We start from the raw sequence: 25,404 nt of genomic DNA, 5'->3' as shown, positions 1-25,404 counted from the left end.
TCAGGGGCGCGGGGAACTGCGCGAACAACCACGACGAACCCGCAGTCGCGAACGCTCCGCAGCTCTCCGCCCCTCAGGCGTTTTTGAACTCCTGCCGCTGCCGCCCGAGCCCCTCGATCTCCAGCTCCACGACATCCCCGGCCCGCAGGAACGGCTTCGGCTCGGGCGCCCCCAGCGCCACCCCCGCCGGCGTCCCCGTGTTGATCACATCGCCCGGGTACAGCGTCATGAACTGACTGAGGTACCGCACGACCTCCCCCACCGGGAAGATCTGCTCGGCCGTCGTCCCGTCCTGCTTCAACTCGCCGTTGACCCACAGCCGCAGCGACAGCCGCTGCGGATCCGGCACCTCGTCCGCCGTCACCAGCCACGGCCCCAGCGGATTGAACGTCTCGCAGTTCTTGCCCTTGTCCCAGGTCCCGCCCCGCTCGATCTGGAACTCCCGCTCGGACACGTCGTGCGCGACCGCGTACCCGGCGACATGCGCGAGCCCCTCCTCCGCGGACCCCAGGTACCTGGCCGTACGCCCGATGACGACGGCCAGCTCGACCTCCCAGTCGGTCTTGCGGGACGCGCGCGGCACGAGCACCGTGTCGTTCGGCCCGACCACCGTGTCCGGCGCCTTCATGAACAGGACCGGCTCGCCGGGCGGCTCGGCACCCGTCTCGCGCGCGTGGTCGTGGTAGTTCAGCCCGATGCAGACGATCTTGCCGATCCGCCCCAGCGGCGGCCCGATCCGCAGTCCGGTGGCGTCCAGTGCGGGCAGCTCACTGGCGTCGGCGGCAGCACGGACGCGGTCGAGCGCCGCGTCGTCCGCGAGCAGCGCACCGTCGATGTCCGGCACGACGCCCGACAGGTCCCGCAGGGTCCCGTCGGCGTCGAGCAGCGCGGGCCGCTCGGCCCCGGCCGTACCGACTCGCAGCAGCTTCATGATCACGTCTCCCTCGATCGCGGGCGCCCGCCCGAGGCCTGCGACCCGGATGCGGCGGGCCAGCCATCGGAGGACTGGTCGATCCTCCAAGCTGGGAGTGCACTCCGCAATACCCAGTTCACGTACTGGACCTCTCGCACCGACCGGCTACCGGTACAGCACAGCCCGCTCGACGACACTCCACGTCGTACTGGTCACGACGTACAGCGCGGCGGCCAGCGGCACGACCGCCACGGTGACGAGCGTGAAGAAGGACATGAAGGGCATCACCTTGGTCACCGCCCCGAGCCCCGCCACCTGCTCGCCACCGGCCGGGAGGGCCGGGTTCGCGGCCATCATGCGCTTGCTGAGGCGGTAGCTGAACGCGGCGACCCCGGCGACGACCACGAACAGCCCGGCGTACACGAACCCCGCCCCACCGAGGAGACCACCGTCCAGCGCGTCCACCCACCGCTCCCCCAGCGGCGCGGCGAACAGCTGGTGGTCGAGCAGCTCATTGGCCCGCCCGCCGATCGTGTCGCTGGAGAACAGGTGGTAGAGCAGGAAGAACGCGGGCACCTGGAGCAGCCCGGGCAGGCAGCCGGCCAGCGGCGACACCTTCTCCTCGGCGTGCAGCTCCAGTACGGCCCGCTGGAGCTTCTCGGGGTTCTTCCCGTGCTTCTTCCGCAGCTCGGCGATCTTCGGCTGGAGCGCGGTGCGGGCCTTCTGGCCGCGCGCGGCGGCCCGGGACAGGGGGTGGACGAGGAGTCGTACGAGCGCGGTGAACAGGACGATCGCGGCGGCGGCCGCGGAGGCGCCGAACAGCGGCTGGAGGAGGTCGGCGAGTCGCTCGACCAGGCTTGCGAAGACGGACATGGGTGAGCCCTCCGGGGGTCTCGTCGTGCCGGGAGTGGGACATGGCGGCATGACGACCCGCGCGGGGTCACCGGGAAAGCGGTGGAGTCCCTACGCGACGGTCGCCCGGAGGGCGTGTCCAGGCGCGCGGGGCCGGGTGCGCCCCCGGGCGTCGGGATCGCGCTGGGGCAGGAAGGCCGTGCGGCGATTCCGGTCGCGGATGGCCGTACGCACCCGGGTGCGCGGCACGGTGGGCGCGCAGCGCGAGGCGACGACGGCGCAGACCGCGAGGGCGGCGGAGGCCGCGGCGGTCGCGGCGAGCGCGACGGTGGCGGAGAGGCTGCCGGTGTCGAGCAGCGCCACCTCGAGGAGCAGGAAGAGCAGCGCGAGAGCGGGACGCAGAGTCACCCGACCACCGTTCATCCGGCTGCCCCTCCTCTCGTACGTGTGTATGCCCTGCTGTTCGTTATACAGCATCACCCCGCCGAACGAATCCGCGACTTCGTACACGGGTTTGAGAAAGGTTCGTCAGAACTCTCGACAACCCACCCGCCGCACCCGATGCTTCTCGATGCCATGAGCCCGTCGCCATGAACGGGACAACACTCGCGACGCCGGGCCGGGGACCGGCGCCTGCCCCGATTCCTTTACGGAGGAGCCGTGATACGACGCAGATCCCTGCTGGCCGCAGCAGGCGGTACGTTCCTCGGCAGCGCCCTGGCGACAGGAACCGCGCACGCGGACGCCACCATCGCCGTCAACCCCTCGACGACGTACGGCACCTGGGAGGGCTGGGGCACCTCCCTCGCCTGGTGGGCCAACGTCTTCGGCGCCCGGGACGACTTCGCGGACCTCTTTTTCACCACCAAGTCGGTGACGTACAACGGCAGATCGCTCCCCGGCCTTGGCCTGAACATCGCCCGCTACAACCTGGGCGCGTGCAGCTGGAACAGCGTCGGCGGCGAAACCATGGTCAAGTCGCCGAACATCCCCGCCTTCAAGCAGATCGAGGGCTTCTGGCAGGACTGGAACAACGAGGACCCGGCCTCCTCGGCCTGGAAGTGGTCGGCGGACGCCAACCAGCGCGCGATGCTGGTGAAGGCGACCCAGCGGGGCGCGATCACCGAGCTGTTCGCCAACTCGCCGATGTGGTGGATGTGCAGCAACCACAACCCCTCGGGTGCGGCGGGCGGCGGCAACAACCTCCAGACCTGGAACTACCGCCAGCACGCCTCCCACCTGGCGGCGACGGCGCTGTACGCGCGCGACAACTGGGGCGTGAACTTCGCGACGGTCGACCCCTTCAACGAGCCGGCCTCCACCTGGTGGACCGCGACCGGCACCCAGGAGGGCTGCCACATGGACCCCGCGGTCCAGGCGGCCGTACTCCCGTACATGCGCAGCGAGTTGGACAAGCGCGGCCTGACGAACCTCCGCATCGCAGCGTCGGACGAAACGAACTACGACACGGCCCGCTCCACCTGGGCGTCCTTCAACTCGTCCACCAAGGCCCTGGTCTCCCAGGTCAACGTGCACGGTTACCAGGGCTCGGGCGGCCGCCGCGACCTCCTCTACACGGACGTGGTGACGACGTCCCGCAAGAAGCTGTGGAACTCCGAGACGGGCGACAGCGACGGCACGGGCCTGACCATGGCGTCGAACCTCTGCTACGACTTCCGCTGGCTGCATCCCACGGCGTGGTGCTACTGGCAGGTCATGGACCCGTCGACGGGCTGGGCCATGATCGCCTACGACGCGAACACCCTCCAGCCGACCACGGTCCAGACGAAGCACTACGTACTGGCCCAGTTCAGCCGCCACATCCGCCCCGGCATGACGATCCTGGACACGGGCGTGAGCTACGCGGTCGCGGCGTACTCGGCGTCGTCCCGCCGCCTGGTGATCGTCGCGGTGAACACGTCCACATCCGCCCAGACCCTCACCTTCGACCTCTCCCGCTTCTCGACGGTGACGGGCGGCACGAACGGCGCGGTACCCCGCTGGAACACGGTGACGACGGGCGGCGGCGACCTCTACACCCCGCGCTCGGACATCCGCCTGTCCGGCAAATCGGTCAGCGTCCCCTTCGCCGCAAAGTCGGTTCAAACGCTACAAATAGACGGCGTAACCCTCTAGCCCGCTGTCATGCCCGCCCGCTGCCATGGCGTCGATTCGGGGCGATCTGTAGAGCCGGGATGACAAGCATGGGGAACCCGCGCAGGCCAGGCGTCTGGCCTGCGCATCTCTCACGCTCGTCACCTCCCGGCAGTACGGTGTCCCCCATGCGCCCCGACTCGCCTGCCGAAAACGTCGACCACACCGCCGAGGCGGCACGCCTGGAGCGGACCGCCGGCCTGTATCCCGAGGACTCCGAGGCCCTGCTGCTGCGCGCCGCGGCCCACCTGGAACTCGCCGGCGACCGCCCCACGGCCACGGCCCTCTACGACCGTCTGCTGTCCTCCACGGACGGCCTGGAGAACCCCCACCTGGTACGGGCGCTCAAGGCGTCGAACCTCTGGGAGTACGGCCACGAGGCCGAGGCCAGGGCGATCATCGAGGGCGTCCGGGTGGCGTCCCCGCGGGACCCGGCCCCCTGGGTGATCGTCGCCGAGGCCCTGGAATCGCACGACGAGCTGGAAGCGGCGCACGACACGTTCACGGCGGCCGTACGCCTCCTCCTGACCGACGTCCCGGAACCCCCGCAGCCGACCCACCCCCTCCTCTTCGGCCGCCACAGGGTCCGCCGCATGCTCGGCAAGTCCCACGACGAGTGGGACGCGCTGGCGGACACGGTCCACTCCCTCCCGATCACCCTGGACGAACTCCACGACCCCAAGCGGGTCTGGTCCCTGGGCTCGGAGAACCCGGCAGAGCTGGAAGCGGAGATCACCCGCCTCCGAGCGGAACTGGGCGCCTACCGCGAGGCCCTCTCCCGCCCCTTCCCGGTGGCGATCCTCCACTGGCCGGCGACGGAACTCTCAGAACTCCTCGAGGCGTACCCCGACCTGGCCTCGGAATACCCCTCCCACGAAACCCACCTCGCAACCGTAGAGTCCGCCCTGCGGGAACTCGCGTCCTCCGGCACCCCGAACCTGGGCATCGTCACCGGCACGGTCCCGTCCTACGAGGCCTTCGCAGCGTCGGAACTCTCCTCCCCGTCGGACCCGACCCTGCTCCCCCAGTACGCGACGACACTGGCGGCCAGGGGGCGGGCGGTGGCCTGGCCCCCACAGAGCACCGCGGCCTGCTGGTGCGGCTCCGGGCAACCGTACGGCGCCTGCCACGGACGCACGGCCTGACAAGAGCACCGGGTCATCCGGCCCACCACGGACGACCTGGCAAGCAAGATCGCGCCGGTCGTCCCACCCTGCCAGGAACTGAAGATGCCCCACCGCGGCGGCCACGGGCACTACACAGTCACGACCCGCCACGAGGAGACACCGGAGGGCCAGGCAACGGTGTACCGCTGGTGGGAACGGACGGAGACCGCCGAGTAGCCGGGGCGGTGCCGGCCCGGGCCGGCCCGACAGCCGGCCCCACGGAACTGCCACGACACCACCCCCGTCTTCCCGGACGACAGACACTGACGACTGACGTCGGCTCCCGGGGGAACGTCACATGGACCAGCCCTGGCTCACGATCGCACTCATCATGGCCGCCGCCATGACGGCCTTCGGTATCTGGAACCTACGCATAGCCCAACGCCAGCGCCGAGCCCTCTCCCGCCTCGGTGTCCGGGGCATCCGCACCAGGGGCGAGGTGGCCCGTGGCCCCCGCCGAGAGGGCCCCACCCTCCACCCGCCCCAGGTCCGCTACAAAGCCCCACCGGTCGACCGCCCCAACGCCCCGGCCGACCAGACGTACCGCCGCACCCCCCTCAATCACGAGCAACACCCTCTCCACGCCGGAGTCCCGGTCGTCCTCCGCTACGACCCGAGGGACCCACGCCGGGTGGTGGTCGTACACCAGAAGGACGGAAGGCCGGCGAACGTGTCGTACTCGGCAGGGGCGCATCTGGCTTGGGGGGTCTCTTGTGTGCTGCTCGGGCTGGGGATGGGAGCGGGCGCGTTCTGGTGACGCCCCGGACGCCTCGCCCCACCACCAGCGGCCCGCCGCCGAACCGACCCGGCGTACGCCGAACTGCTGACGCGTTCGCCCACGCCGGTCGACTGGACAGCCGACCAGTTGCATTACCCACCCGTGACCCCCGCCTCTCCGGGCCGCCCGCTCGCTTCTCTCCCGTGCTGGAGCGGCCCGGGTCAAGGGTGGCCCGCAGGGCCATCGGCGCCAGCCGACGCGGAACGCAGCGCAGCGGAGTGAAGCGCCCTTGGGGCGGGGCGTGGAGGCACGACACTGGCCAGGAAGCGGGCGGCCACCCTGTTACAAAACGGCTCCTCGCGACAGCGCCCCTTGCCAGCAGGCCGCTTAAACCCAGCGCCAAGTCGGCCTGGAGGCACCCTTGCCCCTCTAACCGCCTCGAGCCCGCACGTTCAAGATCCACGATGTGGGTCTAACGTGCTGTCTTCATTGAGCGCCTTATGTAGGGTCACCTGCACCAGGCCGCCAACTTATAGAAGGAATGGATCGTGCTCCCCCTGGACGACATCTCAGCAGCGATCAACATCGGCGCTCAGGCGGCCCTCGTAGACGATCCCGAACTCGTCGCTGTACGCGATCGCATCGCACGGCTCGACCCAGCCGGCCGACGCTTCGCGACCGTACTGCGGGACACGATTGACCAGTTGCTCAATGGCGAAGCGACTGGTCGATATGACTGGAAGACGCTCTTCAAGACTGAGAAGACGCATGCGGGAACACTCGTCGAGATCAACTTGCAGCGCGAGTTCGAATTTGATGACGGCATCGAGATGGACTATCGAATAGCCGGTGTCGATGTGGACTGCAAGTACTCACAGCAGTTCGGTGGATGGATGATCCCTCCGGAAGCCATCGGACACCTGTGCTTGCTCGTCTGGGCCGACGACTCGAAGAGCCTCTGGAGCGCAGGGCTGCTCCGCATACGGCGAGAGTGGCTCAATGGCGGCAACAATCGGGATCTCAAACTCACGATAAAGGCTGAACATCGCAACAAGATTCTTTGGCTCTGGGACAAGGCAGAGCTACCTGAGAATGTTCTGCTTCATATGAACCCGAGAGATCGACAGCAGGTGTTCTCACATAAATCCGGACAGGCTCGACTCAATGAGTTGTTCAGGCTGGTCCAGTCTCGCCGCATTGGACGTAATGTCGTGCGCACCGTTGCCCAGCAGAAAGACTACATGAAAAGGGTAAGAGGCAATGGGGGCGCCCGATCCGCGCTGCGAAAGGAGGGCATTCTTATCATGGGGGATTATGCCAGCCATCAGGCCATCGCTGCGAAGCTAGAGGTGCCTGTTCCACGCGAAGGGGAGTTCGTTAGCGTACGGGTTACCAAAGCTCAAGCTGATGTAGGACTTCCTCAACCGAAAATCGAACTCGAGGGCGCCTGGTGGAGGATTGCAACCCCAGACGACCCAAAAGAGCCGGGGCCACTCCTTCCTAAACACACTTCCTCGCACTAACCAGAAGAGAAATCAAGTCCCGGTTTCAGTGAAGGAGTGGGCAGTGCAAGGTCCCGGGAACGAACTCCCCCTGATCAGGCAATACAGGGACTGGCTGCAAGGAAGCCCACCTGAAGACAGTCCGGAACGACCGGAGTTCTTCAAGCAGGGAATCGTCGTGCTCGACACGAATGTCCTGCTCAGTCTCTACGAATACACGCCTGCCGCTCGCGAGCAGGTTCTCAACGCCCTCAAGAGCGTTCAGAACCGCCTTTGGCTCCCCCACCAGGTCGGGTTGGAATTCGTGCGCGGACGCCATCGTGTGATTGCCGAGAGGACAAAAGCCCTCAAAGATGCCCCCGGTCTCCTCAACCGCAAACTCGGCGACGCCAACAAGGCAATCATAGGGGCGCGGGAATTCGTCCAAGATCTACTAATCAAGTATGCCAGGGATACCGAGGCGAGCGAATCTCTGGCATCTAAGATATCCAGTCAAGCAGTCGATAACCTGTTGAGTGACTGGAAGAAAGAACTTATTGACCTCGTCAAGGGTCTCAAAGATCACGACCTCGCGCCCGCATCGGTGGACGCACATGATCCCGTGCTTCCACAGGTCGCGGAACTTTTTGGGTCCAACATCGCAGAACCACCTGATGCCGAAGAGATCCAGCGCCGTGTGGGCGAGGCATCCTCATACAGGTTCCCAAATCGGATCCCTCCTGGATTCGCCGACGCTGGGAAAGGCACTCCACTATCAGCTGCCGGGGATTTCCTACTCTGGGAAGAAGTGGTCCGGTTCATCGCCTCCTCGCAAGAACGCAAGCGATTGCTCTTTGTTTCTCGCGACACTAAGGAAGACTGGTACGAGCCAGAAGAACTAGGTCGAGGCCGACGCCCTTGGCCTTCGCTGGCAAGCGAGCTGAGGATGCGAGCCGGAGCAGAGCTGCGAATCGAGACACCAGGACAGTTTTATCGAGGCGTGAATCGCTTCTTGCATGCAGAGATTACCGATGAGACGTACGAAGAGATCGACCGAGCTGCCGAAGCCGCTGATGTGATCACCATCACTGAACGGGAGGCAGGTCACACAGAGCCGCCCAGCGAGTTGGCGCTCACCGCGCACAGGGCCGCTGGCTTGCACAGTGCTTCACTGCCCCGTGAACTCCCGCATCTTCTCCGCGTTCTAGACTGGTGGCTGATCGGGGTAACTGCACAGTTGGGACGCCGAACCCCTTCCACGGACGAGCCACGGGTATCAATGACTGCTGCCACACGGTCAGTGGAACCGCCGGATCCAGAATGGCTTCCAGGCAACTGTCTACGACTCGGCGAATGGCCCTATCAGAGCTCTTCCTGGATCGCTCCGTGGTTCGCCCAGATCGTCAACAGCTCACCCCCAAATGATAGAAGAATCCTTCAACGTCTGGCCGCACAGCAATTGGACTTTACGCTTTCCGATTAGAGTCAGTACTCGCCGCATTGACCACAGAATGAGAGATAGTCAGTGACTGCTAAAGATTCACCTGAGAATGAGTGGAAAAACATCAAGTCCGACGCTGAGCACGCCCTCCAAACTTTGCTTTCCCAGATTGATAAGCAGGCGAAGGCCCAGGAGCTATTTGAAGCCTACACGTACGCCAAGCGAGTGACGGCTGATGCTTTGAAGGCTCGCATGCTTATGCATCTACCGGACGAGAATCCGAAATTCAGAGAACTCTACACTCGGGTCCAAGCAGAGCTAGATACGCGATACAGTCAATACTTTCCTGAGGGGTACCTCAAAGCCCCCTACGGGGATCAGCTTCATGAGCACCTCTTCTCACTGCTTCAAGAAAATCTGGCAGAACCGATAGAGGCAGCAAAACTGCGCATCGTCACAGCAGACGGGGTCCACACAGAACGCCGCACGCGAGAACTTCGTGAGCTCGGAATGGATGTCGACTGGTACAAGGAGGACGGGATTGACTTCTATGTGCTAAAGTCCTTCGAATTGAATTTCGAAGTCCTCCCTTCTCTCGTTCGGACTATCGTGCGAAAGAAGACGAAATCCAAGCCTGAGCAGAAACGGCTGCTGCAGAATGCGGGCATCCCAACGAATGAGTGACGAGACCGACTGGGAACCGCCGGAGGGGTCATGGGCATCATCAGCGGCCCGCCGACGGAACATGCAGGCGATCCGTAGCCGCGACACCAAGCCAGAGCGGTTGGTGAGGAGCCTGCTCCACGCTCAAGGACTGCGTTATCGAGTGGCAGCCAAGCCTCTCCCTGACCTTCGCCGAACGGCGGATATCGTTTTTCGATCAGCAAAGCTGGCCGTGTTCATTGACGGTTGCTACTGGCACGGCTGCCCTGAGCATTACGTACCGCCGAGGACTAACTCTGGCTACTGGTCAGGCAAGGTGGCGCGGAACATTGCCCGCGACCGGGACACGGATGAACAACTCAGGGCCGCCGGCTGGACTGTGCTCCGTTTTTGGGAGCACGATCCAGCCGAAGATTGTGCGATCAAGATCGCGGCCACAGTCAGTCGTCTAAGGAACCGCAGTCAGTGAGATGCAGGCTTATCCGTCGCTAGCTGCCTTCTCAGCAGCCTCAAAGGCTGCGTAGATCTGCTCTCCGACAGCCTGTGCAACAGGCGGCGGGAAGGCATTACCAACCTGGCGATATGCGGCGGTCTTACGCCCTGAGAAATGCCAGTCTTCGTCGAATCCCTGGATGATGGCAGCCTGACTGACCGTGAGTTTTGGTCCCGCCGAGGCGAATAGGTCGCGATCTGCGTCCTTCATCTCATGAGGTTCGTTAGCGACGCCCAGCCCGCAGACTCCAAGATCGGCCCACGCGCGCTTGGCTCGTGTCGGCCCCAGATCCGCACCGCCGTGCTTCTTGGAGCCGCCGACGACGGTGGGCGCGACGCCCTCCAGCGCCTTCTCGTACCACCTCTTGAATGCCCTTTCGGCCCGGGGGTCGTCGGCAACGGCGTCATATCGGGCCCGCATTGAGTCGTGCAATGCCTCGCCCACGCTTAGCTGCTTGGTTTCCGCCGGCTTCTTGTGTTCGAAGTACTGAGCATATTCCGGCTTCATGGCAACCAGGATGGCGCGCGGGCGCAGCTGCGGAACACCGTAGTTCTTGGCTTCCAGGACGTCCCAGTAGCACACCTCGTAGTCCATGGACTCCAGGCCCTTGATGATCTCTTCGCGGTACTCGGCGAACTTCGGGTCCAGAAGGCCGCGTACGTTTTCGATCATTACAGCCTTGGGTTCCAAGTCATCAACGAGTGCAAGCATGGTCGGGAAGAGGTCACGCTCGTCGTCACGCCCAAGTTGCTTGCCCGCTGCCGAAAACGGAGGGCACGGGACTCCTCCCGCCAGGAGATCGAGCTCGCCGGGGTCCAGCCCCAACTCGACCGCGTCGAACCCCCTCAGGTCAGCCTCAATGACCTTGCAGCCGCTCCACTCCGGCTTCTCTCTGATGTTGTCCCTGAGGGTCTGGCATGCGTCCTTATCGATCTCAATAAGGGCCGCGTGCTTGAAGCCAGCGTTGTGGAGGCCCAACGCCTGCCCTCCAGCTCCGGCGCAGATCTCCACTGAGGTGTACTTAAGTGCGTTCACGCGGGTCATGCCCCCTCCTTACAGTCGTGCAGCGGCAGACGCACCTTGCGATCCACCATCACTGAGGGTGACAGACCCCACTGACAACGAGACCTACCCAAGTGTGCAGCACCCTCCGCGGCTCCCTGCACGCACCCTCCGCCGTGCCGAACACTCATACGATATGATCTATGCGGACCCCTGCTGGGACTGAGGACGAGCTTGTGCTGGCCGGCGCTCTCGTCGTGAAGAACGGCTGGCGCGAGCTGCGGACTGCGGACCCTGAGGTACACGAGCTCTCGGAGCTGCTTAGGTCGCTGCCGATCCACGAACCCGCGGCTCGTGCCTTGCCTAGCTTCCGGTCCCCGAACAGCGTCAGCCGCAAGACCACCGACTTCATGACGAATCACGAGCTGTACGCGGGCAAAGCCACACGATGTGGGAAACCCACGCTCCTCATGATTGAGGCCTTCACTGCGCATGAGACTGAGATGCTCCAAGCTGCAAGGGCGATCGAAGAAGGCATCGGCTCTGGCGACTTTCATCGCATAGCACCGCAACCTGACGAGGTCGATGAGGCTGGTGTCACGGCCATCGAGGGACGCCTTCTTGTCCGCCGCGCACTCGCCCGCGAACGGGATCCGAAGCTCCGCTCGCTGAAGATTGAGCAAGTACGCCGACGCGGCGGCGCGCTCCAGTGTGAAGTCTGCGACTTCGACTTCGGCCGCGCTTACGGAGACTTGGTCGAGGGCTACATCGAGGTCCATCACGTCACCCCCCTCCCCGTTTCTGGAGCGCGAGAGACCAGGCTCAACGACTTGGCATGCTTGTGCGCCAACTGCCACCGCATGTGCCACAGGAGCCGTCCCGGAGAATCCTGGCGGACGCCGGCGCTTCTCAGGGAGGAGATGCGCAAGTCGGTTCAGACAGCCGTCCACTACGCCGCGTCCGCTTCAGCCTCGTAGTGCATCTGGGCGCGGTCGAGGATGTCGTCCGGATCATGCCCTCGGGCGCTAGTCCAGTGGAGCAGATCAGCGATCAGCTCGACAGCCGACTCGACGAGGCTCACCTCTCGACCTCTCCCATGCCGGCCTAGCCCGCGCCCAGCACCCTCGTAGTTCTCGAGCGCCTCCACAGCTCGGTCGAAACGGTGGGAGCTACGCCCGCTGTTGAGGGGAATCTCGCACCAGACGGCCTTGCCTGCCGCGGTCAAAACAGTGCCCCAGTCCACTGCCATCGCCGCGAGCAGATGCAGGCCACGGCCGCACTCATCACCGCATGCCGCCTCCCTGACGATGGGCATGACCGGACTCTTGTCGTGAACTTCGAGACGTACGCACTCCGCCCTCCTCTCCAAGATCAGGGCCGCCGACGTCCCTTCACCAACGTGCTTGACGACATTGGTGGCCAGCTCCGCAACAAGAAGTTCTGCGTCGTCAGGGGCGACCGGCATGCCCCACCGGCTGAGTTGCTGCACGGCCGCTCTCCTCAGCAGGCGCACCTCCGCCGGCGCTGCTTCGAAGGGCAGTACGCAGCGCAGTCGCGACTCCGTGACCTCGTAGCCAGGCATGACCTGTCCTCCCTCCCTGGCCACGCAACGCGCTTGATCACGCCGTATCCGTACGACTGCGCTGCGTAGCGACCGGTAACGAGCATGGCACAGAGAAATCTCACTGTGTAACTTCTCATGGGAATCTATCGAGTGAACCTGGTGGTGAGCCCGCTTCACCGCTGCCTAGCCTGATGGGCGTCCTCCGGGCTGATGCCCGGCACATGGCGAAGGAGCCTCATGCCCGAACGGAGCACGACACGACGCCGCCAACTGGGCGCCACCATGCGCAAGTTGCGCTCCCGCACCGGGTTGACGCTTGAGGAAGCCGGGCGCCTGGTCGGCGTATCGAAAGCGACCGTCAGCCGGTACGAGACCACGGCCGGACCGGTCAAGTGGATCGTCGTCGACGCGCTCTGCCGGGAGTACGGAGCAACTGACGCTGAGCGGCGAGCAGTGGTCAACCTCGCCAAGAGCGCCAAGGAGCAGGGCTGGTGGAGTTCTTTCGCCGATTCCATCCCGGAGAGCATGAACCTGCTGCTCACCCTTGAGGACGAGGCGGTCCGTGAGAACCACTTCTGCTGCGTCTACGTCCCTGGACTCCTACAGACACGCGACTACAGCACAGCGCTGCAGAAGGCGAACGAAGTGCCCCTGGAGTCGGCAGAGATCGAGCGGCTCGTCGACATCCGCATGAAGCGGCAGGAGATCCTGACCCGCCCGAAACCGTTGCACCTGTGGGCGATCCTCGATGAATCGGTGGTCCGGCGCGTGGTCGGCTCGCCGGCGGTCATGAAGGAGCAGCTCGACCGGCTCCTCGAAGCCAACGAGTCCCCTCACATCACTCTCCAGGTCCTGCCGTTCTCCAAGGGCGCCCACGCTGCCGCCCTGGGCAGCTTCGTCATCATCGGGGGCCCTGAACCGGCCCTCGACGTCGTGTACGTCGACTTCCACGCAGGCTCCCTCTTCCTGGAGAAGGAAGAGGAACTAGAGCGATACAGACTTGCGTTCGAGTACCTGCGCGCACAAGCGTTGGACATGGAGGCTTCCTCCGCCCTGATCCATCGCGCCCGCAAGGAGCTCTGAATGCCCGCTAGCCCCCTGATCGCCTCCGAGCCACGGTGGTTCAAGTCGTCGTACAGCGGCGGCAACACCACCGAATGCCTGGAGTGTGCCTACGTCGCACACGGTGCGCTCATACGCGACTCCAAGCATTACCACCAACGGGGGCCCATCGTTTCCGTCGGTAGCGAGGCGTGGTCGCGCTTTATCAGTGCATTGAGCAGCGCCCAGGATCAGGCTGGTTCCGCTAAGCCGTAGGGCACTCGGCTCTGGCCGCGTCGGGCGGGTCCTGCCTCTGAGGACATGATGCTGCTCGCGACTCACTGATGACGTGCGAGGCGCCCTTGAACAGGCTGCTGGATGATTTCGAGACTGTGATTACTCCCAGTTACCGCATTTTTGGGCTGGTTGACACAGCGTCGATACCTATGCACCAGACGCGGATCGCACGACTTGGCTTCTTTCCGCCCCTGGCATGGTCTATCTGCAGGTGCCGCCCCAAGTGATCCGGGCGTCCGTGCGGTTGGAGTGCTGGTCGACCGTCCCTCCGGCAAGCGATGCCCAGTGGTCCGGTGCGGAGGACGTGGAAGTGGAGCTTCCCGGCGGCGGCCTCGCACTGGAGACCATCGACCGGGGGGCGGAAAGAAGTCCCCTTGGTCCGGCCCTCGTCCGGGTTGTACCGGATGCGATGGCAATGGACATTCAATCGCGCGAGTGGGCCTTTCACCTCTCCCTTGGCGGGACGCAGGGAACCTTTGCCCATGCCGGGGGCCCGAAGAGAAACTGGGCGGAGCAGATCAGTACTGCCTGGTCCAGATCTGGCGCACAGCCGCCGGTGAAGAGACTGGGTGAAACATGGCTACGCGCCAGGGCCAAGTCGTGTCCCGTCAACGTGCCGATGTGCTCGGGCAATTGAGCAAGAGAGTCGCCTTGCTATGTTGGACCGATGGCATCGGTCAAGCAGTTCCAGGTCACCTTCGACTGCGCAGAACCTGAGCGCGTCGCTCGCTTTTGGTGCGAGGTGTTGGGGTACGTCGTACCGCCGCCACCGGAGGGTTTTGCCACTTGGGACGATTTCAATCGCTCGCTGCCGCCTGAGGATCAGGGTTCATGGTTCGCCTGCGCTGATCCCTCAGGTGTGGGCCCGCGACTGTTCTTCCAGCGCGTTCCCGAAGGCAAGGTCGCCAAGAATCGGCTGCATCTCGACGTGCGGGTCGGCACCGGACTCGTGGGGGCAGAGCGCTTGGCCACGCTTGAGGCCGAATGCGCACGACTGGTCGCGCTCGGCGCGGTACGCGTGCGACTGCTGCCTGCAGATGACGACAACGAGTCGTGCATCGTGATGCAGGACATCGAGGGCAACGAGTTCTGTCTCGACTGAGCATCCTCCGGGACGGCGAGGTGAGGGCCGTCTCCCTTGGGCGGTGGAGGTGCCCGCCGAGTGACCCTGACCGGCAGGTGCTTGGTCTGGGCTGAGCGTCCTCGTCTCGTCCGGCCGCCGTCGTGGTCGTACACCGGGAACCGTCAGTCCTCCACCCGGTCCTGCACCGGATCCCGCACCGGATCCAGTTCTCCCCGTTCGACGCAGAACTCGTTGCCCTCGGGGTCGGCCATGACGACCCACCCTCTGCCGTTCGGGAGGGTCCGGTCCGTCAGGACGCGGGCGCCGAGGCTCACCGCGCGTTCGACCTCTTCGGAGCGGGTGCGGCCTGTGGGCTGGAGGTCGAAGTGGATGCGGTTCTTGGTTGTCTTGCCTTCCTCGACGCTGACGAAGAGCAGGCCGGGGGCGCCGTTCGGGAACTCGATCAGTACCTCGGGGTCGCCGGGCTTGTCCTCGTCGGAGATCGGGTGGCCCAGCAACTCCGACCAGAAGCGTGCGAGTTCGTAGGGCTCTCCCGTGCAGTCGAAGGTGATGTGGCGGATGCGGGGCTTCAACGGTCGTCTCCCTCGGGCGGGTCGGGCGCGCCGGTGCGCCGGTGCGCCACCGCAGGATGGGCGGGGAGACGGGCCCCTGTCGAACTATTTGCTGGGTCAGGAGATGAAGGTCCTGATCGCCTCGTAGAGGCGGTCCGGCTGGTCCAGGTGGACGTCGTGGGCCGCGTCGGGGATGCGGATGTGGTGGGTGTGCGGGCGGTGGGTGAGCATCTGCGCCGGTTCGTCGGGGCGCATCGTGCCGTGTTCGCCCTGGATGAGGAGGGTGGGGCAGGTGATGCGGGACCACTCGGGCCAGTAGGCCGTGGTCGCCAGTTCCGCGATCGTGTCGATGATCGTGGTGCGGTCGAAGGCGGGGTGCCAGCCGTCTTCCCGTTTCTCCAGGCCCCTCGCCCAGGCCTCCTGGCCGAGGAAGGCCTCCGCCTCGTCGAGGGACTTGAAGGGGGTCGGCCAGCTGTCCAGCCAGATCGCTATCTGGGCGGGGACGTCCGGGGTGGGGCCGGCCGGGCCCGCTTCGATCAGGATCAGGGACTTCACCAGGTGGGGGTGGGACGCGGCCAGGAGCATGGCCGTGTGGCCGCCGAGGGACTGGCCCAGCAGGATGACGGAGGCCAGGTCCAGTTCCTCGATCAGGGTGATGGCGTCCTGGACGTGGGCCGCGCGGGTCGTGGTCGCGGGGGTGCGGGTGCTGGCGCCGTGGCCACGGGCGTCGTACGTCACCACGCGGTGGCCGTCGGCCTGCAGTTGCGCGGCGAGGGTGTCCCACTCGCCCTGGTGGCCCGCCAGGCCGTGCAGGAGGAGGAACGTGGCCGCGGGTTCCCCAGGGGGCTGGTGGTCCCTGTGGGTGAGGTGCGTGCCGTCGGGGGTGGTGAGGGTCGCGGACCTCGTGCGGGTCAAGTGTCGGCTCCTGTCGGTGGCTTGGCCGTCTGTCCGACGGCCACCTCCCGTCCGTCCAAGAGGTGGCCGTCGCGCGGTTCAGGAGCCTATGACGCCCGGTCCGGTCCTACGAGCCGAGCCCTACGACGCCGGGCTCAGGTCCACTCGGCCGAACAGGAGGGCGTAGCCGGTGGGGAGCTGGGCCAGGATGCGGGTGATCAGGTCGTCGCCGACGAGGGGCGGCAGCACGCTGAGGACCGAGCTGACGTCCCAGCGGGCCGTGGCGGGGGTCGCTCCCTCGATCCGTGCCGCGACGGAGTCGACGAACTCGGCGGCGGTCAGCCGGCGCGTGGCCGGGATCTGGGAGGCGATGACCCTGGCGGCCTCCTCGGGCAGGGCGCGGGCGAGGTCGACCCGTTCGTCGCCGATCACATGACCGCCGAGGGCGGACAGGACGATACGGGTGACCCGCTCCGCCTCCGACCTGGTGGTGTACTGGCCCGATTCCCGCACCGCTTCGATCAGCCGGGTCCAGGCGTTGTCGTCGCCTCGGGTGTCGTGGTTGCGCTGCGGGGCGGGGATCAGGGTCTTCGGGGTCGTGAGAGCAGTCGTCACACTGGGCACCGTCGTCACGCTCATGTGTGGGTCTTCCTCCGGATCCGGTCCTGCGTCGCGCCGCCGGGCTGGGACTCCGGCGGCGCGGGGTGGGTGTGGGGGGCGGGGGCTGTCCCGTGGGTGGGACGTCCTCGGGACAGCCCTCGTGGGTTCTGCGTGGGTGTGTGGGTACGTGAGTGCCGTGCCGTCAGCCGCTGAGCTGCTTGGGCTTGTCGCCGCCCGTGATCTGGATGCGGCGCGGCTTGGCCTGCTCGGCCACCGGGATGCGCAGGGTCAGGACGCCGGCCCCGTAGGAGGCGTCGATGCGCTCCGTGTCCAGCGTGTCGCCGAGGAAGAGCTGGCGGGTGAAGGTGCCCGTGGGCCGTTCGGCGACGAGCAGCTCCGCGTCCTCGGGGGCGGGGGACCTGCGTTCGGCTCGGACGTTCAGGACGTTGCGTTCGACGTCCAGCTCGATCGTCTCGGGGTCGATGCCGGGGAGGTCGAAGTGGACGAAGAACTCGTCCCCCGAGCGGTAGGCATCCATCGCCATCGCCGAGGGGCGCGTGGCGGGGCCGAGGACCTGCTGGGTGAGCCGGTCGAGTTCACGGAAGGGGTCCGTGCGCATGAGCATCACTGGTCACTCCTCTCTTCAGGCGCTGCCGGTGCGATGCCCTACGTTCTTCGCCTTCTTATATAGCTCGGAGCCGGAAACTTGACAAGCCTCGACTCATGTTCGCGTGTGACCCGAGCTGGGGAGCTAGCCTCAGTGATCGCGAGCGGGGCAGGAGCAGCAGGCCCAGAGCCCAGCAGAGCTGAAGCAGGAGGCAGGTATGGCGAAGGTTCCCAGTGCGGTGATCGCCGCGAGCGGGCTCGTGGGCGGCTACGGCGTGGCCCGCTGGACCAGGCAGCGGCCGCTCGGCGGGGCCGTGCTCGCCGTCGCCGGGGCCGCGGCCGCGCGGCAGTGGCGTCAGCAGGCCGGCGCGGTGGCCGCGGGGGCGTTGTCGGCCGCGTATGTCGCCGCCTTCGCCGGGTCTCATCCGCTGGCCAAGAAGGTGGGTGCCTGGCCTGCCGTGTTCGGGGTGGCGGGGGCCGTGGCCGTGGCGTCCTGGGTGGTCGCCGACCGGCGCGGCTGAGCAGAGCGCACAGCAGAGAACCCCGGCCCTGAAACCCAGGGCCGGGGTTCTCGTCTGGAGCGCCGGGCAGGCCTTGCACCTGCATCTCCCCACAGGAAGTGGGGCGTCTTTCCTTGGACCACCAACGCATTGTCCGTGTGACCGGAGCTAGGAGTTCCGGCGACTGGACGCAGATCAACTATAGCGCAGTTTTTGTTATCGCCTTCGCCGTCCGGCCGTCTCCTCACCGTCCCCCGCAGGAACGCGACTTACGACGTTGAGGTACGACAACGTGACACGACAGATCAGCCGCCGGAGCATGCTGAAGGCCACGGGTGCGGCAGCCGGAGCCGCCGGTATCGGCGTCGGCGCCGGTGTCGGTACGACCGCTCTCGCGAGCCCGGCACTCGCCGCCGGCTCCGCCTTCGCCCACCCCGGGCTGCTGCACACCCGTACCGACCTGGACCGCATGGCGGCCAAGGTGAAGGCGGGCGCCAGACCCTATACGGCCGGGTTCGCCAAGCTCACCGCCAACCGGCACGCGCAGAGCGGCTGGCGGGCCAATCCGCAGGCGACGGTGTACCGGGGGGCGGGGTCGCCGCAGAACTACGCGGTCCTCTACAACGACATCCACGCCGCCTACCAGAACGCCCTGCGGTACCACGTCAGCGGCGAGACCGCGCACGCCGACACCGCGGTGGCGATCCTCAACGCCTGGTCGGGGAAGCTGACGTCGATCCAGGGCTCGGCCGACCGGTTCCTGGCCGCGGGGCTGTACGGCTACCAGTTCGCCAACGCCGCCGAACTCGTACGCGGGCACGGTGACTTCGCGCTCGGGCGGGCGCAGGAGGTGATGCGGAACGTCTTCTATCCGCTCAGCGACAGTTTCCTGAGCGATCACAACGGTGCCGTCATCACCAACTACTGGCCCAACTGGGACCTGACGGCCATCGCCTGTGCGCTCGCCACGGGCATCTTCTGCGACGACCGTGCCGTGGTGGACCGGGCCGTCGAGTACTTCAAGCACGGCGACGGCATGGGGTCCGTCAAGCACGCGATTCCCGTCGTGCACGAGGACGGGCTCGCCGAGTGGGTCGAGTCCGGGCGGGACCAGGGGCATTCACTGCTCGGGGTCGGGCTGATGGGCACGGTCTGCGAGATGGCGTGGAACCAGGGCATCGATCTCTACGGCTATGACGACAGCCGCTTCCTCAAGGGGGCGCAGTACGTGGCGAAGTGGAGCCTGGGCGGAGATGTGCCGTACACGGCCAATACGCGGAAGAAGGGGGCGATCGGGGGGTGGTCGGGGAGTGAGACCGCGACGGAGGCCGCGGGTGTGGACCCGGCCATGACGCGTCCCGTCTGGGCGATGATCGCCAACCACTACACCAAGCGGCGGGGGATGTCGGCGTCGTATGTGACGCGTGCGGCGGCCAAGGCCGCGCCGGAGGGTGGGGGTGGGGATTACGGGCCGAACAGTGGGGGGTACGACCAGCTGGGCTTCGGAACGTTGGCCTTTACGCGGGACAAGGCGATGGATGCAGCGGCGCCGGCGTCGGCGCCTGCCTCGTCTCCTGCGGCGTCCGGTGCCCGGGCTCATGCGGGTGCCAGTCCGTCGGTCGCTGGCTCGCCTGCCTCGCCTGCCTCGCCTGCCTCGCCTGCCTCGGGGAGGGACCTTGCCGCCACCGGTTCTGAGGAGGTCGTCGGGTGGGCTGCCGCTGCGGGAGTCACCGCCGTCGCGGGTGGGTTGCTGTTGCTGCGGCGGCGGGGTCGGGTGCGGCAGGGTGCGGCCGAGTAGCGTCCGGCACGTTGCGGGGCCCTGGCGTTGTGGCCTGGGCACGGGTCGGGTCGCTCGCCCGCGCTGGCGGGGTGCCGCTGCGCCCACCCGTGCCGCCCCAAGCGGCACGACTGCCCGCAGCTGAGCCGGCTGCGGCCGCCCGCGGCTGGGGCGACTGCCCGCAGCCAAGCACGCTGCGGCCACCCGCAGCTGGGGCGGCTGGCCGCAGCCAAGCACGCTGCGGCCGCCCGCGGCTGGGGCGGCTGGCCGTAGCTGCGCCGGCTGCGGCCGTCGCGGCGGCTGCAGTCAGGCGAGCACTACGCCGTCGCCGTCCTGGACCCCGTCGAGCCGGAGGTCGTCGTGGAGTCGCCGTCTGGCTTGCCCTCCTCCGTCGCCGTCAGTGGTGTGGCGATGTCCTCCAGGGAGCGGCGTTCCGCCCGCACCGCGAGGAGCGCCGCTGTCAGGCCGGCCAGGCACATCAGGGTCGCGCCGATCTGGAAGGCGAGGACCGTGTCGCCGACCTTGCCCGTGCCGGTGAGGTCGGCGAAGAGGAGCGGGCCGCTGATGCCACCGGCCGCTGTGCCGATGGCGTAGAAGAAGGCGATGGACATGGCGCGGGTCTCCATCGGGAAGACCTCGGAGACCGTCAGGTAGGCGCTGGACGCGCCCGCCGAGGCGAAGAAGAGGACCGCGCACCAGCAGGCCGTCAGCGTGCTCGCGCTCAGCGAGCCCTGGTCGAAGAGCCAGGCCGTGCCGAAGAGGAGCAGGCCGGACAGCAGGTACGTGCCGGAGATCATCACGCGCCGGCCGACCGTGTCGAAGAGCTTGCCCAACAGCAGCGGGCCGCAGAAGTTGCCGAGTGCGATGACCGCGAAGTAGTAGCCGGTGCTGCCGCTCGGGACGTCGAAGAACGTCGTCAGGATCGCGCCGAAGCCGAAGGTGATGGCGTTGTAGAGGAACGCCTGGCCGATGAACAGGGAGAAGCCGAGGACGGCGCGGCGGCGGTAGTCGGAGAAGACCGTGCGGCCGATCTCCAGGAACGTGACGCTACGGCGCTGGTGGATGGTGATCTCGCCCTCGGGGCGCGGCAGCGGTTCGGCGTTCTCCTGCTCGACCTTCCGTTCGATCGAGGAGACGATGCGTTCCGCTTCGTCGTCGCGGCCGTGGATCAGCAGCCAGCGGGGGCTCTCCGGGACGTGCCTGCGGACCAGGAGGATCACCAGGGCCAGGACCGCGCCGAGCGCGAAGGTGAGGCGCCAGCCGACGTTCGCCGCGAAGATGTCCGTGTCGAGCGCGACGATCGACAGGAGGGAGCCGAAGACCGCGCCCAGCCAGAAGCTGCCGTTGATCATCAGGTCGACGCGGCCGCGGTACTCCTTGGGGATCAGCTCGTCGATCGCGGAGTTGATGGCCGCGTACTCGCCGCCGATGCCGAAGCCGGTGAGGAAGCGGAAGAGGAAGAACCACCAGGTGTCGAAGGCGATCGCGGTCAGGGCGGTGGCGCCGAGGTAGACCGCCAGCGTGATCATGAAGAGTTTTTTACGGCCCCACTTGTCGGTCAGCCGGCCCCAGAAGAGGGCGCCGGAGCAGGCTCCCGCCACGTAGAGGGCTGCCGCGAGGCCGGTGACCTCGCCGGAGGTGATGGGCAGGCCACTGCCGGGTTCCGACAGGCGGCTTGCGATGTTGCCTACGACGGTGACTTCGAGACCGTCGAGGATCCACACGGTGCCGAGCCCGATGACGATCGTCCAGTGCCAGCGTGACCACGGGAGGCGGTCGAGGCGGGCGGGGATGTCGGTGGTCACGGTACGGCCGGTCCCGGCCTGTGCGGTGGTCATGGGCTCCCTCCCCATCGAGAAGAACCCGGGTCGAGTGCCCTGAGCGGAATCGCTTACGCCCTGATACCTGACGCCACCGGCGCGTCACGTCCCCGGCGCGTCACGTCCCCGACCGCTCACGCACCCGGCCGCTCACGCACCCAGCGCGTGCGACACCGTGTAGATCAGCAGGCCGGCGAGCGAGCCGACCACCGTGCCGTTGATCCGGATGAACTGCAGGTCGCGGCCGATGTTCGCCTCGATCTTCTTCGTGGTGTGCTCGGCGTCCCAGCTCGCCACCGTGTCCGTGATCAGGGAGGTGATCTCCTTGCGGTAGGTGGTGACGACGTAGACGGCCGCGTCCTCCACCCACTTGTCGACCTTGTCCTGCACCTTGCGCTCGCGCGCCATCCGGGAGCCGAGCGACAGCAGGGAGGCCCGCACGCGCAGCCGCAGCTCGCTGCGCTCGTCCTCCGCCGCCGCGACGATCATGGACCGTACGGCCGTCCAGGCGCTGGCGATGAGGTCCTGGACCTCGCCGCGGCCCAGCACCTCGCCCTTGAGGCGCTCGATGCGGGCGCGGGTGTCGGTGTCGGACTGCAGGTCGGAGGCGAAGTCGGTGAGGAAGCGGTCCAGGGCGCCGCGCGCGGGGTGGGCGGGCATGTCGCGCATCTCGGTGGCGAAGCGCAGCAGTTCCTTGTAGACGCGCTCGCCGACCTTGCGGTCGACGAACCTCGGCGTCCAGCCGGGGGCGCCGCCCTCCACGGCGTCCATCACCTCGTCGCGGTGCAGCACCAGCCAGTCGTGCGCGCGGGTGACGACGAGGTCGACGACCCGCTTGTGGCCGCCGTCGGCGACCACCTTCTCCAGCATCTTGCCGATGCCGGGTCCGATCTCCTGGGCGTTGGCCCGGCGCGTGATCGCCTCGCCGACCACGGCCTGGACGTCGGAGTCGCGCAGGACCGTCAGGGCGCCGCGCAGGGCGGTGGACAGCTCCGCCGTGACCCGGTCGGCGTGTTCGGGGACGGCGAGCCAGGCGCCGAGGCGGCTGCCGATGCCGACGGCACGCAGCCGCTGCCGTACGACGTCCTCGGAGAGGAAGTTCTCACCGACGAACTCGCCGAGGGAGACGCCGAGCTGGTCCTTCTTGGTGGGGATGATCGCGGTGTGCGGGATGGGGATGCCGAGGGGGTGACGGAAGAGGGCGGTGACGGCGAACCAGTCGGCGAGCGCGCCGACCATGCCCGCCTCGGCGGCCGCGGCGACGTAGCCCGCCCAGGGTCCCGCGCCGGAGTTCTGGGCCCACTTGGCGAGGATGTAGACCACGGCCACGAACAGCAGCAGCCCGGTGGCGGTGAGTTTCATGCGGCGTACGCCGCGCTGCTTCTCCTCGTCCGCGGGGCTGAAGGTGGCCATCGCACGGTTCGTGGTGACGACGGGGCGGGCATGCTGCCCTCCGACGTCGCCCTTTTCTTCTGCTTTCGTCCGTTCCATCCGCTCCACCCGCTCGGTGATCCCGCACACATTGTCCCTTCCTGACCGACTCCTGGAACGGATCAGGAGTTCCCGGCGTCTGTCGGGAGGGGGTAGTGCCACGGGGTCCGTGTGAGCTTCCCCCGGCCCATGACGCATCATGGGCATATCAGATCGGAGCCTTGGGCTCCCATCGCCCGAGGAGAACTACACAGCATGACCCGGGGTCGTGGTTACGCCCTATTGGCCGTCGTTGTCGCAGCGATCGTGGCCCTTTCCACCGCCATATACGTCGGCGTGGCGTCCGACAGAGGTACGCCGGCGCGCAACGCTCTCGCCGACGACCGCCTCCCGAACAACTCCGCCGCCCCCGCCTCCACCGGCACCTGGGTCGGCACCTGGTCCACCTCCCCGGCCGCGGCCGAGCCGGGCACGGAGACGACGGGCATGGCGGACCGTTCGGTGCGCAACGTCGTCCACACCAGCGTCGGCGGTACGAGTGCCCGCGTGACGCTGTCCAATCTCTACGGTCAGGCGCCGCTGAGCATCACGGGCGCCTCGATCGCCGTCGCCGCCGGCAGCGGCACGGCCGCAGCGCTCCCGGACACCCTGCGGCAGCTGACCTTCAACGGCGGGCCGACGGTCGTCATCCCGCCCGGCCGGCAGGTGATGAGCGACGCCGTGCGCATCGTCATCCCGCACGACGCGGACGTCCTGATCACCACGTACACGCCGACCAGCTCCGGCTCGGTGACGTACCACCCGCATGCCCGGCAGATCTCCTACGTCGCCCAGGGCGACCACACGGCCGACGCGACGGGCTCGCCGTACACCGAGCAGAGCATGTACTGGCGGTACCTGACCGCGCTGGACGTGCTGAGCAACGAGTCCGACGGGACGGTCGTCGTCCTCGGCGACTCGCTCACCGACGGGATCACCTCCACCGCCGGTGCCAACAACAGGTGGACCGACGTCCTGTCCGACAGGCTACGCGCGGAGATCGCCGCCGGGCGGGACCTGCCCCGCTACAGCGTCGTCAACCAGGGCATCAGCGGGAACCGCGTCCTGACGGACGGGCTGGGCCGGCCGGCGGACAACCCCAGCGGGCTGAACCGCTTCGGGCGGGACGTGCTGGAGCGGACGAACGTCAAGGTCGTCGTCATCGACCTCGGGGTCAACGACATCCTGCGCAGTCGGCGGCTCGCGGATCCGGACGCGATCGTCGGCGGGCTGCGCACGATGGTCGAGCAGGCGCATGCGCGGGGACTGAAGGTCGTGGGGGCGACGCTGATGCCGTTCGGTGGGCACCGGGGGTACTCGGAGACGCGGGAAGCCGTGCGGCAGCAGATCAATGCGGAGATTCGTGCGGGGCGGGTGTTCGACGCGGTGGTCGACTTCGACGAGGCGCTGCGTGATCCTTACGATCCGCGGCGGCTGCGGGCCGACTACGACTCTGGCGATCATCTGCATCCCAGTGACAAGGGGTATGCGCGGATGGCTGAGGCGTTCGACCTGGAGAGTCTCAAGGGGTCGGTACCGGCGGAGCTGTAAGGCTGAGGTCGGTTGGTGCCGGGGGGTGCGCAGCCCGGCGTGGCGGGGTGCCGCCTGCTGCCCGCAGCCGGCGGCGGCTAGCCGTCCAGCTGGCGGCGGCGTTCCTCGCGGAGGCGTTGTTTCTCCGCCCGGGTCAGTTTTCGCTGCACCCCGACGCCGCCCCAGAAGGCGAAGCCGGTGATGACGACGCGGGGTGCGCCGGGGGCGCGGGGGACGCCCTCCTCGCGGTGGTCGAAGCCGCCCATGATGCCGATGCCGCGGACGACGACCTCGACGCCGGGCGGGACGATGACATCCACCCCGCCCATGATCGCGATCGCGTTGATCTCGACCTCGCGGTCCGCGAAGTTCGCCTCGCGCAGGTCGATCTCCCCGCCACCGCAGAGGGCGAGGCAGGTGAACCGCCGGGGCATCGTCCAGCGCCCCTTGCGCTGGAAGCCGGACATCACGGCCACGGCCCACGACGAGGAACCCTCCCCGCCGACGATCCGCCCGGACCAGTGCGAGCCGTCCGGGCCGGCGGCGGGCTCCTTGGCCAGGGACACGGAGGGCGCCGTGACGCCCGCGGCCGGCAGGTCCCGGGTGATCGGCGCCAGTTCGCCGTACGTCCGTGCCTGGTACGTCGCGTCCAGCCGCTCCTCGAACTCCGCCATGTCGAGACGGCCCTCCGCCAGGGCGTCCCGCAGGATCTCGGCGACCCGTTCACGGTCGGCGTCGGAGGCGCGGAGGTCCGGGACTGAGTCGTCGGTCATACACAGCAGATTAC

General features: G+C 67.2%; 28 protein-coding genes. 16 read left to right on the top strand and 12 right to left on the bottom strand.

What is annotated here, in order from left to right; all coding sequences use genetic code 11:
• Positions 1-73 precede the first annotated feature (73 nt).
• The 3 genes from ABZ192_RS36330 to ABZ192_RS36320 form a co-directional block, all read right to left on the bottom strand.
• Positions 74-931: a fumarylacetoacetate hydrolase family protein gene (locus tag ABZ192_RS36330; RefSeq protein ID WP_356928733.1), complete on the bottom strand. Its 858-nt coding sequence runs from the start codon at positions 929-931 to the stop codon at positions 74-76.
• Positions 932-1,078: 147 nt separating this feature from the next.
• Positions 1,079-1,786 carry a YidC/Oxa1 family membrane protein insertase gene (locus ABZ192_RS36325; RefSeq protein WP_356928732.1) on the bottom strand — a complete coding sequence of 236 codons (708 nt, stop codon included), beginning with the start codon at positions 1,784-1,786 and terminating at the stop codon, positions 1,079-1,081.
• Between the two features lie 90 nt (positions 1,787-1,876).
• On the bottom strand, positions 1,877-2,173 hold the full coding sequence (locus tag ABZ192_RS36320) for a DUF6412 domain-containing protein (protein ID WP_356928731.1): 297 nt from the start codon (positions 2,171-2,173) through the stop codon (positions 1,877-1,879).
• 252 nt (positions 2,174-2,425) lie between these two features.
• Between ABZ192_RS36320 and ABZ192_RS36315 the strand changes: the two genes are divergently transcribed.
• The 8 genes from ABZ192_RS36315 (at position 2,426) to ABZ192_RS36280 (ending at position 9,857) form a co-directional block, all read left to right on the top strand.
• On the top strand, positions 2,426-3,901 hold the full coding sequence (locus ABZ192_RS36315; protein ID WP_356928730.1) for a beta-1,6-galactanase: 1,476 nt from the start codon (positions 2,426-2,428) through the stop codon (positions 3,899-3,901).
• Between the two features lie 146 nt (positions 3,902-4,047).
• Positions 4,048-5,064, top strand: coding sequence for an SEC-C domain-containing protein (locus tag ABZ192_RS36310; protein WP_356928729.1), 1,017 nt, complete (start codon positions 4,048-4,050; stop codon positions 5,062-5,064).
• A gap of 15 nt (positions 5,065-5,079) precedes the next feature.
• Positions 5,080-5,262 (top strand): DUF5988 family protein, encoded by a 183-nt coding sequence (locus ABZ192_RS36305; RefSeq protein WP_356928757.1) that lies wholly within the window; start codon positions 5,080-5,082, stop codon positions 5,260-5,262.
• A gap of 121 nt (positions 5,263-5,383) precedes the next feature.
• Positions 5,384-5,842, top strand: a complete 459-nt coding sequence (locus tag ABZ192_RS36300; RefSeq protein WP_356928728.1) for a DUF3592 domain-containing protein — start codon at positions 5,384-5,386, stop codon at positions 5,840-5,842.
• Between the two features lie 509 nt (positions 5,843-6,351).
• Complete coding sequence (locus ABZ192_RS36295; protein WP_356928727.1) at positions 6,352-7,326, top strand: NaeI family type II restriction endonuclease; 975 nt, start codon at positions 6,352-6,354, stop codon at positions 7,324-7,326.
• 157 nt (positions 7,327-7,483) lie between these two features.
• Complete coding sequence (locus ABZ192_RS36290; protein WP_356928726.1) at positions 7,484-8,767, top strand: PIN-like domain-containing protein; 1,284 nt, start codon at positions 7,484-7,486, stop codon at positions 8,765-8,767.
• Positions 8,768-8,809: 42 nt separating this feature from the next.
• A complete protein-coding gene (locus ABZ192_RS36285; protein ID WP_356928725.1) occupies positions 8,810-9,409 on the top strand; it encodes a hypothetical protein in 600 nt (199 codons plus the stop codon).
• Complete coding sequence (locus ABZ192_RS36280) at positions 9,402-9,857, top strand: very short patch repair endonuclease (RefSeq protein WP_356928724.1); 456 nt, start codon at positions 9,402-9,404, stop codon at positions 9,855-9,857. Before ABZ192_RS36285 ends, ABZ192_RS36280 begins: the two co-directional genes overlap by 8 nt.
• Positions 9,858-9,866: 9 nt before the next feature.
• On the opposite strand, the gene dcm is transcribed toward ABZ192_RS36280, so the two are convergent.
• Positions 9,867-10,925, bottom strand: coding sequence for a DNA (cytosine-5-)-methyltransferase (dcm, locus tag ABZ192_RS36275; protein WP_356928723.1), 1,059 nt, complete (start codon positions 10,923-10,925; stop codon positions 9,867-9,869).
• A 161-nt stretch (positions 10,926-11,086) separates the two neighbouring features.
• Here dcm and ABZ192_RS36270 point away from each other — a divergent pair, with 161 nt between their 5' ends.
• Positions 11,087-11,860 carry an HNH endonuclease gene (locus ABZ192_RS36270; RefSeq protein ID WP_356928722.1) on the top strand — a complete coding sequence of 258 codons (774 nt, stop codon included), beginning with the start codon at positions 11,087-11,089 and terminating at the stop codon, positions 11,858-11,860.
• Here ABZ192_RS36270 and ABZ192_RS36265 read toward each other — a convergent pair.
• Positions 11,833-12,465, bottom strand: a complete 633-nt coding sequence (locus tag ABZ192_RS36265) for an ATP-binding protein (protein ID WP_356928721.1) — start codon at positions 12,463-12,465, stop codon at positions 11,833-11,835. The genes ABZ192_RS36270 and ABZ192_RS36265 overlap by 28 nt on opposite strands.
• A 219-nt stretch (positions 12,466-12,684) precedes the next feature.
• Between ABZ192_RS36265 and ABZ192_RS36260 the strand changes: the two genes are divergently transcribed.
• From ABZ192_RS36260 to ABZ192_RS36245, 4 genes are all read left to right on the top strand, one after another.
• Positions 12,685-13,530 (top strand): helix-turn-helix transcriptional regulator, encoded by an 846-nt coding sequence (locus tag ABZ192_RS36260; RefSeq protein ID WP_356928720.1) that lies wholly within the window; start codon positions 12,685-12,687, stop codon positions 13,528-13,530.
• The gene (locus ABZ192_RS36255; RefSeq protein ID WP_356928719.1) at positions 13,531-13,764 is read left to right on the top strand and encodes a DUF397 domain-containing protein; all 234 of its coding nucleotides are present in this window, start codon (positions 13,531-13,533) and stop codon (positions 13,762-13,764) included.
• A 217-nt stretch (positions 13,765-13,981) separates the two neighbouring features.
• Positions 13,982-14,422, top strand: coding sequence for a hypothetical protein (locus tag ABZ192_RS36250; RefSeq protein ID WP_356928718.1), 441 nt, complete (start codon positions 13,982-13,984; stop codon positions 14,420-14,422).
• Positions 14,423-14,452: 30 nt separating this feature from the next.
• The gene (locus ABZ192_RS36245; RefSeq protein ID WP_356928717.1) at positions 14,453-14,887 is read left to right on the top strand and encodes a VOC family protein; all 435 of its coding nucleotides are present in this window, start codon (positions 14,453-14,455) and stop codon (positions 14,885-14,887) included.
• A gap of 143 nt (positions 14,888-15,030) precedes the next feature.
• Here the strand turns inward: ABZ192_RS36245 and ABZ192_RS36240 are convergent, their stop codons facing one another.
• The 4 genes from ABZ192_RS36240 to ABZ192_RS36225 form a co-directional block, all read right to left on the bottom strand.
• The gene (locus tag ABZ192_RS36240; protein ID WP_356928716.1) at positions 15,031-15,441 is read right to left on the bottom strand and encodes a VOC family protein; all 411 of its coding nucleotides are present in this window, start codon (positions 15,439-15,441) and stop codon (positions 15,031-15,033) included.
• A 96-nt stretch (positions 15,442-15,537) separates the two neighbouring features.
• Positions 15,538-16,335, bottom strand: coding sequence for an alpha/beta hydrolase (locus ABZ192_RS36235; RefSeq protein WP_356928715.1), 798 nt, complete (start codon positions 16,333-16,335; stop codon positions 15,538-15,540).
• Between the two features lie 120 nt (positions 16,336-16,455).
• The gene (locus ABZ192_RS36230) at positions 16,456-16,953 is read right to left on the bottom strand and encodes a DUF2267 domain-containing protein (protein ID WP_356928714.1); all 498 of its coding nucleotides are present in this window, start codon (positions 16,951-16,953) and stop codon (positions 16,456-16,458) included.
• Between the two features lie 163 nt (positions 16,954-17,116).
• Entirely contained in the window at positions 17,117-17,539 is a 423-nt protein-coding gene (locus ABZ192_RS36225; RefSeq protein WP_356928713.1) for an Hsp20/alpha crystallin family protein, read from the bottom strand.
• Positions 17,540-17,738: 199 nt separating this feature from the next.
• Between ABZ192_RS36225 and ABZ192_RS36220 the strand changes: the two genes are divergently transcribed.
• Positions 17,739-18,041: a hypothetical protein gene (locus ABZ192_RS36220; protein ID WP_356928712.1), complete on the top strand. Its 303-nt coding sequence runs from the start codon at positions 17,739-17,741 to the stop codon at positions 18,039-18,041.
• Between the two features lie 298 nt (positions 18,042-18,339).
• Positions 18,340-19,818, top strand: a complete 1,479-nt coding sequence (locus ABZ192_RS36215) for an alginate lyase family protein (RefSeq protein ID WP_356928756.1) — start codon at positions 18,340-18,342, stop codon at positions 19,816-19,818.
• A gap of 296 nt (positions 19,819-20,114) precedes the next feature.
• Here the strand turns inward: ABZ192_RS36215 and ABZ192_RS36210 are convergent, their stop codons facing one another.
• Both ABZ192_RS36210 and ABZ192_RS36205 read right to left on the bottom strand, forming a co-directional pair.
• Positions 20,115-21,635 carry an MFS transporter gene (locus ABZ192_RS36210; protein ID WP_356928711.1) on the bottom strand — a complete coding sequence of 507 codons (1,521 nt, stop codon included), beginning with the start codon at positions 21,633-21,635 and terminating at the stop codon, positions 20,115-20,117.
• A gap of 132 nt (positions 21,636-21,767) precedes the next feature.
• Complete coding sequence (locus ABZ192_RS36205) at positions 21,768-23,138, bottom strand: DUF445 domain-containing protein (protein ID WP_356928710.1); 1,371 nt, start codon at positions 23,136-23,138, stop codon at positions 21,768-21,770.
• A 165-nt stretch (positions 23,139-23,303) separates the two neighbouring features.
• Here ABZ192_RS36205 and ABZ192_RS36200 point away from each other — a divergent pair, with 165 nt between their 5' ends.
• Positions 23,304-24,638: an SGNH/GDSL hydrolase family protein gene (locus tag ABZ192_RS36200; protein WP_356928709.1), complete on the top strand. Its 1,335-nt coding sequence runs from the start codon at positions 23,304-23,306 to the stop codon at positions 24,636-24,638.
• A 77-nt stretch (positions 24,639-24,715) separates the two neighbouring features.
• Here the strand turns inward: ABZ192_RS36200 and ABZ192_RS36195 are convergent, their stop codons facing one another.
• Positions 24,716-25,390: a DUF1707 domain-containing protein gene (locus ABZ192_RS36195; RefSeq protein WP_356928708.1), complete on the bottom strand. Its 675-nt coding sequence runs from the start codon at positions 25,388-25,390 to the stop codon at positions 24,716-24,718.
• Between the last annotated feature and the right edge of the window lie 14 nt (positions 25,391-25,404).

Source organism: Streptomyces sp. NPDC006235 (assembly GCF_040613735.1).
Taxonomy (GTDB): Bacteria; Actinomycetota; Actinomycetes; order Streptomycetales; family Streptomycetaceae; genus Streptomyces.
The sequence above is the reverse complement of the archived record's forward strand: the minus strand, read 5'-3'. Positions and strand labels throughout refer to the sequence as shown.

Bases quoted from the DNA above. Each gene is read 5' to 3' on its own strand.
- ABZ192_RS36330 (WP_356928733.1), bottom strand. From the start codon at position 931: ATGAAGCTGCTGCGAGTCGGTACGGCCGGGGCCGAGCGGCCCGCGCTG.
- ABZ192_RS36325 (WP_356928732.1), bottom strand. From the start codon at position 1,786: ATGTCCGTCTTCGCAAGCCTGGTCGAGCGACTCGCCGACCTCCTCCAG.
- ABZ192_RS36310 (WP_356928729.1), top strand. From the start codon at position 4,048: ATGCGCCCCGACTCGCCTGCCGAAAACGTCGACCACACCGCCGAGGCG.
- ABZ192_RS36300 (WP_356928728.1), top strand. From the start codon at position 5,384: ATGGACCAGCCCTGGCTCACGATCGCACTCATCATGGCCGCCGCCATG.
- ABZ192_RS36280 (WP_356928724.1), top strand. From the start codon at position 9,402: ATGAGTGACGAGACCGACTGGGAACCGCCGGAGGGGTCATGGGCATCA.
- dcm (WP_356928723.1), bottom strand. From the start codon at position 10,925: ATGACCCGCGTGAACGCACTTAAGTACACCTCAGTGGAGATCTGCGCC.
- ABZ192_RS36270 (WP_356928722.1), top strand. From the start codon at position 11,087: ATGCGGACCCCTGCTGGGACTGAGGACGAGCTTGTGCTGGCCGGCGCT.
- ABZ192_RS36265 (WP_356928721.1), bottom strand. From the start codon at position 12,465: ATGCCTGGCTACGAGGTCACGGAGTCGCGACTGCGCTGCGTACTGCCC.
- ABZ192_RS36260 (WP_356928720.1), top strand. From the start codon at position 12,685: ATGCCCGAACGGAGCACGACACGACGCCGCCAACTGGGCGCCACCATG.
- ABZ192_RS36255 (WP_356928719.1), top strand. From the start codon at position 13,531: ATGCCCGCTAGCCCCCTGATCGCCTCCGAGCCACGGTGGTTCAAGTCG.
- ABZ192_RS36250 (WP_356928718.1), top strand. From the start codon at position 13,982: ATGGTCTATCTGCAGGTGCCGCCCCAAGTGATCCGGGCGTCCGTGCGG.
- ABZ192_RS36245 (WP_356928717.1), top strand. From the start codon at position 14,453: ATGGCATCGGTCAAGCAGTTCCAGGTCACCTTCGACTGCGCAGAACCT.
- ABZ192_RS36230 (WP_356928714.1), bottom strand. From the start codon at position 16,953: ATGAGCGTGACGACGGTGCCCAGTGTGACGACTGCTCTCACGACCCCG.
- ABZ192_RS36225 (WP_356928713.1), bottom strand. From the start codon at position 17,539: ATGCTCATGCGCACGGACCCCTTCCGTGAACTCGACCGGCTCACCCAG.
- ABZ192_RS36220 (WP_356928712.1), top strand. From the start codon at position 17,739: ATGGCGAAGGTTCCCAGTGCGGTGATCGCCGCGAGCGGGCTCGTGGGC.
- ABZ192_RS36215 (WP_356928756.1), top strand. From the start codon at position 18,340: ATGCTGAAGGCCACGGGTGCGGCAGCCGGAGCCGCCGGTATCGGCGTC.
- ABZ192_RS36210 (WP_356928711.1), bottom strand. From the start codon at position 21,635: ATGACCACCGCACAGGCCGGGACCGGCCGTACCGTGACCACCGACATC.
- ABZ192_RS36200 (WP_356928709.1), top strand. From the start codon at position 23,304: ATGACCCGGGGTCGTGGTTACGCCCTATTGGCCGTCGTTGTCGCAGCG.
- ABZ192_RS36195 (WP_356928708.1), bottom strand. From the start codon at position 25,390: ATGACCGACGACTCAGTCCCGGACCTCCGCGCCTCCGACGCCGACCGT.